The sequence below is a fragment of the Spiroplasma endosymbiont of Polydrusus cervinus genome, from assembly GCF_964019755.1.
In the GTDB taxonomy this organism is placed as follows: Bacteria; Bacillota_I; Bacilli_A; order Mycoplasmatales; family Mycoplasmataceae; genus Spiroplasma.
In genome coordinates this window covers 35,582-48,673 of sequence record NZ_OZ026469.1, presented here as the reverse complement: position 1 = coordinate 48,673, position 13,092 = coordinate 35,582, and the positions used below count along the sequence as shown (strand labels likewise).

At 32.6% G+C, this 13,092-nt stretch carries 8 protein-coding genes; 1 reads left to right on the top strand and 7 read right to left on the bottom strand.

Translation table 4 applies throughout. The features are described 5' to 3' along the window. Complete coding sequence (locus AACK78_RS00210; RefSeq protein ID WP_338955471.1) at positions 1 to 525, top strand: lipoprotein; 525 nt, start codon at positions 1 to 3, stop codon at positions 523 to 525. 190 nt (positions 526 to 715) lie between these two features. On the opposite strand, the gene tuf is transcribed toward AACK78_RS00210, so the two are convergent. From tuf to AACK78_RS00175, 7 genes are all read right to left on the bottom strand, one after another. Beyond that, positions 716 to 1,906 (bottom strand): elongation factor Tu, encoded by a 1,191-nt coding sequence (tuf, locus tag AACK78_RS00205; RefSeq protein WP_338955468.1) that lies wholly within the window; start codon positions 1,904 to 1,906, stop codon positions 716 to 718. A 117-nt stretch (positions 1,907 to 2,023) separates the two neighbouring features. Then, positions 2,024 to 4,102 carry an elongation factor G gene (gene fusA, locus AACK78_RS00200; RefSeq protein WP_338955466.1) on the bottom strand — a complete coding sequence of 693 codons (2,079 nt, stop codon included), beginning with the start codon at positions 4,100 to 4,102 and terminating at the stop codon, positions 2,024 to 2,026. A gap of 21 nt (positions 4,103 to 4,123) precedes the next feature. After that, positions 4,124 to 4,591 (bottom strand): 30S ribosomal protein S7, encoded by a 468-nt coding sequence (rpsG, locus tag AACK78_RS00195; protein WP_338955464.1) that lies wholly within the window; start codon positions 4,589 to 4,591, stop codon positions 4,124 to 4,126. Between the two features lie 22 nt (positions 4,592 to 4,613). Further along, positions 4,614 to 5,036, bottom strand: a complete 423-nt coding sequence (gene rpsL, locus AACK78_RS00190; RefSeq protein WP_338956474.1) for a 30S ribosomal protein S12 — start codon at positions 5,034 to 5,036, stop codon at positions 4,614 to 4,616. Between the two features lie 132 nt (positions 5,037 to 5,168). After that, on the bottom strand, positions 5,169 to 8,930 hold the full coding sequence (rpoC, locus tag AACK78_RS00185; RefSeq protein WP_338955462.1) for a DNA-directed RNA polymerase subunit beta': 3,762 nt from the start codon (positions 8,928 to 8,930) through the stop codon (positions 5,169 to 5,171). A gap of 14 nt (positions 8,931 to 8,944) precedes the next feature. Next, positions 8,945 to 12,763 carry a DNA-directed RNA polymerase subunit beta gene (locus AACK78_RS00180; protein ID WP_338955460.1) on the bottom strand — a complete coding sequence of 1,273 codons (3,819 nt, stop codon included), beginning with the start codon at positions 12,761 to 12,763 and terminating at the stop codon, positions 8,945 to 8,947. Then, on the bottom strand, positions 12,726 to 13,019 hold the full coding sequence (locus AACK78_RS00175; protein ID WP_338955458.1) for a hypothetical protein: 294 nt from the start codon (positions 13,017 to 13,019) through the stop codon (positions 12,726 to 12,728). Before AACK78_RS00175 ends, AACK78_RS00180 begins: the two co-directional genes overlap by 38 nt. Positions 13,020 to 13,092 lie beyond the last annotated feature (73 nt).

Below are 13,092 nucleotides of genomic sequence, written 5' to 3'. Positions count from 1 at the left end.
ATGAAAAAATTACTAAGTATCTTAGGGGCAGTCGGATTAACAGCAACAAGTACAGCAAGTTTAGTTACTTGTAATAACAATACATATAATGATAAAAAAGAAATAACACCAGAAGAATTAAAAAAATTAAAAAAAGAAAACCAAATAAATACAACAGATGAAAATATTAAAAATAATTTAGAATGAATAGCACCACAAGAAAAACCATTTAATCAAGTAGATAATAAATATTATTTTGTTGTGTGGCGTGGTGATAAAAATGATGATTGAAGAATTATTAAATTTCAAAATAATGAAGAACAACGCGAAAAACAAATATTAGAAGATTATAAAAATTTTAGACTTATTCTTCATAATCAAAAAGTATTGTATATTATGGAAATTGGTAAGAAGGGAATCCCGTGAAGTAGAGAAAATTTTGATTATTTTAAATCAGTTTATCGTTGAAAGTTAGATACATCACCACCACTACTCCCTAGTCTAATTTCTGATAATAAAGGTAATATAAAAGTTAATACACAATAAAAAATCATTTTAATAAATGATTTTTTATATTTCTAATGTGTAAATTATAAATACCAAATCATAAAAAAGATTCGGGTAAAAAGTATAGATAAAAATTAATATAATAATAATTTAACTATTTTATTAAATTTTCTTTGATATTAATTAAAACCCCAAAATATTTTATATGGCCTATTTTTTCGAAATGTTATTATTTGCTAATTGAAACAACTGTTCCAGCTCCGATGGTATGACCACCTTCACGAATTGAGAATTTTGTTCCTTCCTCAATCGCAACTGGTGCAATTAATTCAACTGTCATTTCAACATTATCCCCTGGCATTACCATTTCAACACCACTTGGTAATTTAATTGACCCAGTAACATCCGTAGTGCGGAAGTAAAATTGTGGACGGTAGTTTCCGAAGAATGGCGTATGACGTCCTCCTTCTTCTTTTGTTAAAACATAAACTTGTGCTTTAAATTCTGTATGTGGTTTAACTGAGCCTGGTTTTGCAATAACTTGCCCACGTTCAATATCACTACGGTCTACTCCTCGTAATAATACCCCAACATTATCCCCAGCTTTAGCGTCATCTAATAATTTTCTAAACATTTCTAAGCCTGTTACAACAACTTTTTTAGTTTCACTTTTTAATCCAATAATTTCAACTTCTTCATTAACTTTAACAATCCCACGTTCAACACGTCCTGTTGCAACTGTTCCACGTCCTGTAATTGTGAAAACATCTTCAACTGGCATCATGAATGGTTTTGCTGTATCTCTTTCTGGTTCTGGAATTCATTCATCAATTGCAGACATTAATTTCATGATTTCTTCTTCTCATTTAGCATCACCTTCAAGTGCTTTTAAAGCTGATCCTCTAATAACTGGTGTTTTTTCTCCATCAAAGCCATATTCGCTTAATAGATCTCTAACTTCCATTTCGATTAAATCCATCATTTCAGTATCGCCATCCATCATGTCGCATTTGTTTAAGAAAACAACCATTTTTGGAACCCCAACTTGGCGTGATAATAAGATATGTTCTCTTGTTTGAGGCATTGGTCCGTCTGTTGCTGCAACAACTAAAATCGCCCCATCCATTTGAGCAGCACCAGTAATCATATTTTTAACATAATCGGCATGCCCTGGACAGTCAACGTGCGCATAGTGTCTTTTTTCAGTACGATACTCAACGTGTGAAGTATTAATTGTAATTCCACGTTCTTTTTCTTCAGGAGCTTTATCAATACTATCATATTTTTGGGCTTCTGCGAATCCTTTTTTTGCTAATACCGTTGTAATAGCCGCTGTTAAAGTAGTTTTCCCATGGTCAACGTGTCCAATTGTTCCAACGTTAACGTGTGGTAAACTTCTATCAAATTTTTGTTTTGCCATTTTAATCTTTTCCTCCTATATTTTAATTAATAGACAAATGTCATAACTATTTTAAATTAATTTTATTTGCTTTGCAATCCTTTTTTCCTAATGGTGGATTAAACCATTTTTATTCAATTATTCGGCTGATTTTCCAACTTTTTTAATAATTTCTTCAGTAATTGATTTTGGTGCTTCTTGGTAATGTGAAAACAACATTGTATAAGTTCCACGCCCTTGTGTAAAACTTCGTAAATCAGTTGCATACCCAAACATTTCTGATAATGGAACTTTTGCCTTAACAACGTGGGCATTCCCACGCTGATCATTTCCTTCGATTTGACCACGACGTGATGATAAGTTCCCCATTACGTCCCCATAGTATTCTTCAGGAACAGTAACTTCAACCGCCATAATTGGTTCTAAAATAACTGGTTTACATTTTTTCGCTGCTTCTTTTAATGATAAACTAGCTGCAAACTCATAAGCCATTTGTGATGAATCGACATCATGGTATGACCCATCAAATAAAGTCGCTTTAATATCAATCATTGGATATCCTGCTAATTTTCCTGTTTGCATTGATTCCTCTAATCCTTTTTTAACAGAACCGATGAATTCTTTTGGAATTTTTCCACCAACAATCGCATCAACAAATTCAAATCCTTTATCATGATTTGGTTCAAATTTAATTCATACATATCCATATTGACCACGTCCTCCTGATTGTTTAATGTATTTTCCTTCTACTTCAGCACTATCTTTAAATGTTTCACGGTATGAAACTTGTGGCGTTCCAACATTGGTTTCCACTTTAAATTCACGTTTCATTCGATCAACTAAAATATCTAAGTGTAATTCTCCCATTCCAGCAATAATTGTTTGACCTGTTTCCTCATCTGTTCATGTTCGGAATGTTGGATCTTCTTCGGCTAATTTTTGTAAAGCTAAACTCATTTTTTCTTGGTCAGCTTTTGTTTTTGGCTCTAATGCTAAGTTAATAACTGGTTCTGGGAATATCATTGATTCTAAGATTACTTCGTTTTTCTCATCACAAAGAGTATCTCCCGTTGTTGATAATTTTAAACCAACGGCTGCCGCAATATCACCAGCATACACTGTTTCAATTTCTTCACGATTATTAGCATGCATTTTTAATAAACGACCAATTCGCTCTGATTTATCTTTTGTTGAGTTTAAAATAGAACTCCCTTTTTTTAATACTCCTGAGTAAACTCGGAAGAATGTTAATTTTCCAACAAAGGGATCAGTCATAATTTTAAAGGCTAAGGCTGAAAATGGTTCACTATCATCAGCATGACGTTGCACTTCCGTTCCATCTTCTAGTACTCCTTTAATTGATGGAATATCAGGTGGGGAAGGTAAATAATCAATTACCCCATCCAACATTAATTTAACTCCTTTATTTTTAAAAGCACTTCCACAAAAAACGGGAAAGAAATCACCTGTTAATGTTGCGGCACGAATTGCACTTTTAATTTCTGGAATTGTAATTTCATTTCCATCTAAATATTTTAACATTAATTCTTCATCAAAATTAACCGCTGCTTCAATTAATTTCATTCGGTATTCTTCAACTAAATATTTTAAATCATCTGGAATTGTAATTTCTTGTGCTTCTTCGTTTGCTGTTCCATCATAATGATAAGCTTTTCGTTCAACAATATCAATAATTCCACTAAATTGATCTTCCGCTCCAATTGGAATTTGGACTGGATGAGCATTTGCTTGTAAACGATCATGAATTGTTTTTACGGAATACAAAAAATCAGCTCCAATTTTATCCATTTTATTAACAAAAACGATTCTTGGTACCCCATAAGTTGTTGCTTGGCGTCAAACTGTTTCTGTTTGTGGTTCAACCCCTGATTGTCCATCAAGCACCGCAATGGCTCCATCTAAAACACGTAATGATCTTTCCACTTCAACGGTAAAATCAACGTGCCCTGGAGTATCAATAATATTTAAACGCATATTTTTTCAAAACGCTGTTGTTGCCGCAGAAGTAATTGTAATTCCACGCTCTTGTTCTTGGGCCATTCAATCCATTTGGCTAGCTCCATCATGCGTTTCCCCAATTTTATGGATTTTACCAGTATGGAATAAAATACGCTCAGTTGTTGTTGTTTTTCCAGCATCAATATGCGCCATAATTCCAATATTTCTCGTATTTTCTAGAGAATATTCTCTTGCCATCTCTCTTTTCCTTTCTATTTTTTATCAACGATAATGTGCAAAAGCCTTATTAGCTTCTGCCATTTTGTGTGTATCATCTTTTTTCTTAACTGCTCCCCCAATTCCGTTTGAAGCATCAATAATTTCATTTGCTAAGCGATCAATCATGCTTTTTTCATTTCGTAATCTTGCATAATTAATTAATCAACGTAACCCTAAGGTAACTTTACGATCCTCATTTACTTCAATTGGGACTTGATAATTAGCTCCCCCAATTCGACGAACTTTTAATTCTAAATGCGGAGTAATATTTTCAATTGCTTTTTTAAATACTTCTAATGGTTCAGTTTTTGTTTTTTCTTTAACACTATCAAATGCACCATATAAAATTGTTTGTGCAACTCCTCTTTTTCCGTCAATCATAATTTTATTAATTGTACGAGTTACCAATTTTGAATTATAAATTGGGTCTGATAAAACATCTCTCTTTTCTGCTTGACGTTTACGCATAGTAATCCTCCCTTCTATTTACTTAAGCTTTGGCAGCTTTTGGTCTTTTTGTTCCGTATAGTGAACGTCCTTGTTGGCGTTTATTAACTCCAGCGGTATCTAATGTTCCACAAATAATATGGTAACGAACCCCTGGTAAGTCTTTAACCCTTCCCCCACGAATTAAAACAACGCTATGTTCTTGTAAGTTATGTCCTTCACCAGGAATATACGCTGTTACTTCCATTCCGTTTGTTAAACGAACACGAGCATATTTTCGTAACGCTGAATTAGGTTTTTTCGGTGTCATTGTTGCTACCCGTGTACATACCCCTCTTTTTTGTGGTGCGGTTTTATTAGTTTGTTTTTTTTGTAAAGAATTTAACCCCCGATTTAAAGCGGGCGCTTTTGTTTTCCACAATTTTTCTTTTCGTGGCTTACGAACTAATTGATTAATTGTTGGCATTAAACTTTCTCCTTTCTTATTCACATATCCGAGTGTATCAAAGAATATAATCCATATATAATATTACATAAAACAGCAAAATAAGTCAATATTTAATAATAAATATTGCCAAAAAAAGACCTTGCGGTCTTTCTAATATTCTTCAGCTTTGGCAGCAATTCCAGCCGTAATAATATCTTTCGGATTTTTTAATCCTGTTCCAGCCGGAATTAAGTGCCCTAACATAATGTTTTCTTTTAAGCCTTCTAAACTATCAACTTTTCCTTTAATGATTGCTTTAACCAAAACGCGGGTTGTATCTTGGAAGGACGCTGATGATAAGAATGACTCTGATTCTAACGGAGCTTTCTTAATTCCAAAGATAACATGTTTCGCTGTTGGTGGTTTTTTCATTGAGCGAACAGCATTAACTGTTTCATTACGATAACGTTTAATTGTTACAATTTCGCCTGGTAACAATTCAGTATCTCCTGCATCAATAATTTTAACTTTATTCAACATTTGTTTAATAATAATTTCAATATATTTATCGGAAATTTCAATTCCTTGTAAACGATAAACTCTTTGTACCTCTTTTAAAATATAATTATGAACATCTTCAATTTTGGCAACTTCCAATAATTCTTTAATATTAATTGAACCTTCAGTTAATTTTTGACCACGAACAACTTTATCCCCTACTTTAACTCTTAAAACAGCATTATATTGGGTTTTATATTTTCGTTCATCACTATCTGATTTAACATAAATGGTATGAATCCCACTCTCATCACGAATATCACTAATCTCCCCATCAATTTCGGAAATTAGTGATATTGATCCTTTCGGAGTAGTAACGTCTAATAATTCTTTAATCCGTGGTAACCCTTGGGTAATATCAGCACCACCAGCAACACCACCAGTATGGAATGTCCGCATTGTTAACTGCGTTCCGGGTTCACCAATTGATTGCGCCGCAATTATTCCAACAGCTTCACCAATTTCAACTTCCATACCCGTTGCCAGGTTTTTCCCATAACAACGTTGACAAATCCCTTTTTCAGCTTCACAAGTTAGTACTGAACGAATAATAACTTCTTTAATATCACTATCAACAATTTTGCGACTATCTTCTTCCGTTAATAATGTATTAGCTAGAATAACTTCATGATTCTTTAGTTTCTTTAGTTTAATATCTTTTAAATTATAACGACCAACTAGGCGGTCAAATAACGGCACAATGATATTAGCATGTTTTTGTTCAATAATATCTGAAACAACAAAACCACGACGAGCATTACAATCTTTCATTGTAATAATAATTTCTTGCGAAACGTCAACTAACCGTCTTGTTAAATATCCCGAGTCGGCTGTTTTTAAGGCCACATCGGCCATCCCTTTTCGCGCCCCATGGGTTGAAATAAAGAATTCAGACACGGTTAAACCTTCCCGGAAGGAAGATTTAATTGGCAATTCAATAATATCTCCTTTTGGATTATTCATTAATCCCCGCATCCCAACTAACTGCGTAAAGTTTGACACATTTCCCCGTGCTCCTGAATCAGCCATCATAAAGATTGGATTTTTAGGGTCTTCGCGTAAAATATGTTCTAATTCAGTTTGAATATTATCTTTTACTTTTGATCAAACACTAATAATTCGATGTTGTTTTTCCCGACTTGTTAGCATTCCCATTTTAAAGTAATTATTAATTTCTTTTACTTTTTGGTCAGCTGCTTTAAATTCTTCTTGTTTTTTATCATAAACTTTAACATCGCCCGCTGAAACAGTTACCCCTGATTTTCCGGAATATTTAAATCCTAGGTTTTTCATGTTGTCTAACATTTCAGCTGTTTTATTAGCACCATATATTTTAAAATAACGATCAATAATATTTGATAAATCTTTTTTCTTAAACGGTGGGTTTACCATTCATGTCGCTAAGTATTCAATTAAATTAACATTATCCTTAATTAATGAACGCGCTGGTAAAGCTGTTAAATTTTCGACATTTGGCTCATTTAAATACGGGAATTCCTCTTTAAAAATTTGGTTAAAAATAATTTTTCCTGGTGTCGTAATAATATAATCATTCATTTGCTCAGGAGCAAATTTTTTATGCGTAAAACCAGCAACCGGAATAGCAACTAAGGCATGGAGAGCAGCAGCTCCGGTTTCACAAGCAATCACTGCTTCATTTAAATCTTTAAAGATTGTTCCTTCACCTAATTTCCCTTTTTCTTCGTATGTTAAATAGTAGTTCCCTAATACCATATCTTGGGTTGGAGTAACAATTGGTTTTCCATCTTTTGGCCCTAAAATATTACGACTTCCCAACATTAAACTACGCGCTTCGCCAACTGCTTCATCGGTAATTGGCACATGGACCGCCATTTGGTCACCATCAAAGTCGGCATTAAAAGCCGTTGTTACTAAAGGATGCAATCGAATTGCTTTTCCTTTAACTAGTTTTGGCTCAAATGCTTGAATTCCTAATCGGTGTAAAGTTGGCGCACGGTTTAATAAGACCGGACGTGTTTTAATAACATCTTCTAAAACTTCTCACACTTTATCATCATGATTTAAAATTAATTTTTCAGCAACTTTAATATTTGCTGCCAAACCATCTTTCACTAATTTGCTAATAACAAATGGTTTAAACAAAGTAATTGCCATATCCCGTGGTAAACCACATTGATACATTTTTAAATCTGGACCAATCACAATAACCGAACGTCCTGAATAATCAACCCGTTTCCCTAACAAATTTTGACGAAAACGACCTTGTTTCCCTTTTAAAATACTTGTCAATGATTTTAGAGGGCGTTTATCTTTCCCAGTTACGGGGCGAGATTTTCGTTCATTATCTAATAATGCATCAACAGCTTCTTGTAACATCCTTTTTTCATTATTAACAATAACACTTGGGGCTCCCATTGCTTTAACTTTTTTTAATCGTTCATTTCGAATAATAATTCGACGATATAAATCATTAATTTCTGAAGTGGTAAAACGACCCCCATCTAATTGAATAATTGGGCGAATGTCCGGTGGAATTACTGGCACCACATGAAGAATCATTCACTCTGGGCGTGACCCTGATTTTTTTAATGAATCTAAAACTTCTAATCGTTTCATTAATTTATTTTGGTCTAATTGTGTTTTTTTATCTTTTAAATCTTGTTTAATTTTTTTAATTTCATTATCAATATTTAAGTTTTTCAATAATACTTCAATCGCCTCGGCCCCAATACCAAAACGAGCACTCGTATGGCGATTAATAAATTGGGCACATTCATCCATTGAAAATGGTAACGAAGTATTTTTTAAATCTTCAATCATTGTTTCACCAGCTTCATAAGCAATTATCCCTGGTTCTAATGTATCTAAAATTTCTCGTAATGTTTTTGTTAAGCGTTGACGAGTTGCAGCTGAAGTTTTAGCATTTCCTAAATCTAAAACCATTTTTTGTTTTAATGATTTGGCATCACCAGCATCTAAAACAATATACGAAACAAAATAAACAACTTCTTCAAGTTCTTTTGTTTTCATATCTAAAATTAAAGCAATTCGACTTGGTGATGCTTTTAACATTCAAATATGGGTAACTGGTTCTTCTAATTCAATGTGCCCCATGCGTTCACGACGAACAATTGCTTCGGTAATTTCAACCCCACAACGTTCACAAATTTTTCCTTTATTTTTTGATTTTTTGTATTTCCCACAAGCACACTCAAAATTTTTGGTTGGCCCAAAAATTTTTTCATCAAATAATCCATCGCGTTCTGGTTTTAAGGTTTTATAATTAATTGTTTCTGGTTTTTTAACTTCCCCAAATGACCAGCTCCGAATATCGTCAGACTCTGCCAAACCGATTTTAATCATTCGATTATTTTTTTCATTATTATCAATCATTTTTTCTTCCCCCCTTAATCTAATTCGTCTTTATCATCTAAATTATTACTTTTTTGTGGATCACGATTATTAGTACTTAAAATAAAATTATCAATGTCAAATTCATCTTCAAATTCACCACTATCAGTTAATAAATCTTCATCAACATAATCTGATTCATCATAACTTTTAATATTTTTAATGTTTCCTTTTTCATCAATCATATGAATATTAAATCCTAAACCTTGGATTTCACGTGTTAAAACATTAAATGATTCTGGAATTCCTGGTTCAGGAATCTTTTTATCTTTGATAATTGATTCATAAGCACGTGTTCTTCCTTTAATATCATCCGACTTAATTGTTAAAATTTCCCGCAAGGTATGCGCTGCTCCATAAGCTTCTAACGCTCATACTTCCATTTCTCCGAAACGTTGTCCCCCATTTTGAGCTTTTCCTCCTAATGGTTGTTGGGTAATTAATGAGTATGGTCCGACATTTCGGGCATGCAATTTATCATCAACCATGTGTGATAATTTCAGCATATACATTACTCCGACTGAAACAGGATTATCAAATTTTTCTCCTGATTGGCCATCAATTAAAACTTCTTTCCCAAAGTTTTTCATTTCCACTTTGTCCATAATTTCAATTAATTCATCATTTGTCATGCCATCAAAAACGGGCGTTGAAATTTTTTGTCCTAATTTTTTAGCTGCCATTCCTAAATGAATTTCTAGCACCTGTCCCATATTCATCCGTGATGGAACCCCTAATGGATTTAACATAATATCAATTGGAGTTCCATCTTCTAAATGTGGCATATCTTCTAATGGTAAAATTTTCGAAATAACCCCTTTGTTCCCATGGCGCCCGGCCATTTTATCTCCCTCTTGGATTTTTCGTTTTTGAACAATATAAATTTTAATAACTTCTAAAACATCTGCTGATAATTCATATTTTTCCCGAGGAAAACGTTTAATTGCTTGAATAATTCCTTCGCCCCCATTTGGTACTCGTAATGAATTATCTTTAACATTTTTTGATTTTTCCCCAAAAATTGCTTGTAATAATTTATCTTCTGGTGATAATTGGATTTGTCCCTTTGGTGTTACTTTCCCAACTAAAATATCCCCTGGTTTAACTTCAGTTCCGATAATAACTAAACCATCATCCTCCAAAAATTTCCGCGCATTCTCTGAAATATTCGGAATTTCACGTGTAATTTCTTCAGGCCCTTGTTTTGTTTGACGACGTTCAATTGTGTATTCTTCAATATGAATTGAAGTGAAAACATCTTCCGACACTAATCGTTCTGAAACAATAATAGCATCTTCATAATTATACCCATTTCATGTTGTAAAAGCGACAACAACATTTTGTCCTAACGCTAATTCTCCTTTATCAATTGATGGTCCATCCGCTAAAACTTGTCCTTTTTCAACTTTTTGACCCTGTCTTACTAATGGCACATGTGTTAATGATGTTCCTTGATTACTACGGACAAAAGTATCTAAATTATAATTTTTTAAGCCTTCTTTTGTTTTTAAAACAATTCTTGTGGCATCAACAAAATCAACTGTCCCAACATATGGTGAAACAATAGCTAACCCTGAGTCGCGAGCAGCAGCATATTCAACTCCTGTACCAACATATGGTGAATTTGGAGAAATTAATGGAATTGCTTGACGTTGCATATTGGCTCCCATTAAAGCACGGTTAGCATCATCATTTTCTAAAAATGGAATACAACTTGTAGCAATTGAGACAATTTGTTTTGGTGAAACATCGACATAGTCAACATCATTTCGTCCGGCAATAATATTCTCCCCTTGGAAACGAGCCACTACTTGTTCATCTAAAATTTGACCCTTATCACTTAAACAAATATTAGCTTGTGCGACAACATAATTTTTTTCCTCATCCGCTGTCAAATAATCATTTTCCATCGTAACTTTACAATCATTGACACGACGGTATGGTGTTTCAATAAAGCCATATGAATTAATTTTGGCATAGGTTGCTAAGTTATTAATTAACCCAATATTTGGTCCCTCTGGTGTTTCAATTGGACAAATACGACCATAATGTGAGTAGTGAACATCCCGCACTTCTAAACCAGCACGTTCTCTTGAAAGCCCCCCTGGTCCTAATGCTGTTAACCGACGTTTATTTGTTAATTCCGCTAAAGGATTTGTTTGATCCATAAATTGTGATAACTGTGATAAATTGAAAAATTCACCAATAATAGCTGACAATGGTTTATTATTAATAATATTTGAGGGTTTCATTTTAAATAAATTTGAAGTTGACATTTTTTCTTTAACATTTTTTTCAATTCTTAATAATCCAATTCGAAATTGATTTTGTAATAATTCACCAATTGTTCGAACACGACGATTTCCTAAGTGGTCAATATCATCAACTTCGCCAATTCCATCCGTTAGATTTAATAAATACGAAAAAGTTGCTAAAACATCTGGCACAGTAACATATTCATCCGTTGCATTAGGATCAATCCCAATCACATTGGCTACTCGTGAACGAACTTCATTATCAACATAAACTTTAATTTTTTGGATTTTATTAGAACAAATAATTTCATCACTAAATTTAACTTCTTCTAAACAAGCGCGAGCTTTTAAAATTCCTTTTAACTTATTAATAGCTTCTTTATCCATTAAAGTTCCTTCGGAAAAAACGACTTTTCCTTGGACATCTTTAATGTCCTCTGCTAATACTTTATTATAAATACGGTTCTCAACAGATAATTTTTGGATTAATTTAAAACGTCCGGCTTTTGTTAAATCATATTTACGTTTATCAAATAATAATCCATATAAATATTTTGTCGCTCCATCCGGAGTTGCTGTTTCACCTGAACGAATTTTTTTATAAATTTCTTGCACAGCAATACTTTGATCATATGAAATGTCCCCTGTGTATGGGTCTAATTCATAAGTACTTTTTACTAATTTATTATCACCAAAAATATCTAGTGCATCTTCTTTAATAATTCCTAACGCTGTTAAGAGATTAGCAACTGATACTTTTCTAGATTTATCAATTTTGACATAAAAAACATTTTCAAATTTCTCTTCTTTGCCAACCTTAATTTTTTTATGATCTGATTCAAATTCTAATCATGTTCCTCGTGATGAAATTAAATCAACATAATAAACACTTTCCCCGTTTTTACGATTTAAATCAATTTTATAATATGCTCCTGGTGAACGAACTAATTGTGAAACAACAACTTTTTCTGAACCATTAACAATAAAAGTTCCTTTTCCGGTCATTAATGGAAAATCACCAAAAAAGACTTCGCCTTCTTTTTCGATTGTAATATCAACAATTAGTTTATCATCTAATCTTTCTTTAATTGTTACGGTACATGTTGCTGTTTCATCACCCGAATGAATATCATAATAAATAACATTAGTTGATTTTTTTAAAATTATGATCATATGCTCAACACGTTCTTCAATTCATGCTTTAATTAATTCTGGTTCACCTTTAACAATTGCTTTTTCAACTTCTAAATCTTTTGAATTAATTGTTAATTTTAAATTTGAATAAATCGGTGCTTCAAAAATCTTTGATTCATCTTTTGCTTGATAAATAGTTCGTCGTGGTTCTCTAAATTCTCAATCTAACATCTCTAAAACGATATTCCCTTCATGCCCAACAATCGGAAATATCTCCCCGAACACTTCGCTAATTCCTGTTTTCTTAAATCAATCATATGTTTCAGTTTGAATTTCAATTAAGTTTGGTAAATCCAAATTCCCACTTACTTTTGTATAATCAATTCTTTTAGCGTAATGCCCAAATTCTTTTTCTTTTAATGCCATTAATTATTAACCTCACTTTTCACAATATACGCTTATAAATTATATATTGGTTTACTGTAAAAGTCAATTCTTTTTTACTAGACTGCACCCCTACTGCTGAAGTATTAATTAATTTATTAATTTTCTCTAAATCAATATAAGTTAAAGTAAATTGATCTTGTTCAACAACGTGTTCCAATGACTTATCCTCTAATTTATGATAATAATTTGGATATGTTTGAACAATCTTTAAATTTAAATTATTAAAAATAGTCATAACCTCGCTTTGAATATTTTTTAAGCCTGTATACTGTAAAAATAAATCATAAAAAGTTAATAAAATTATAACA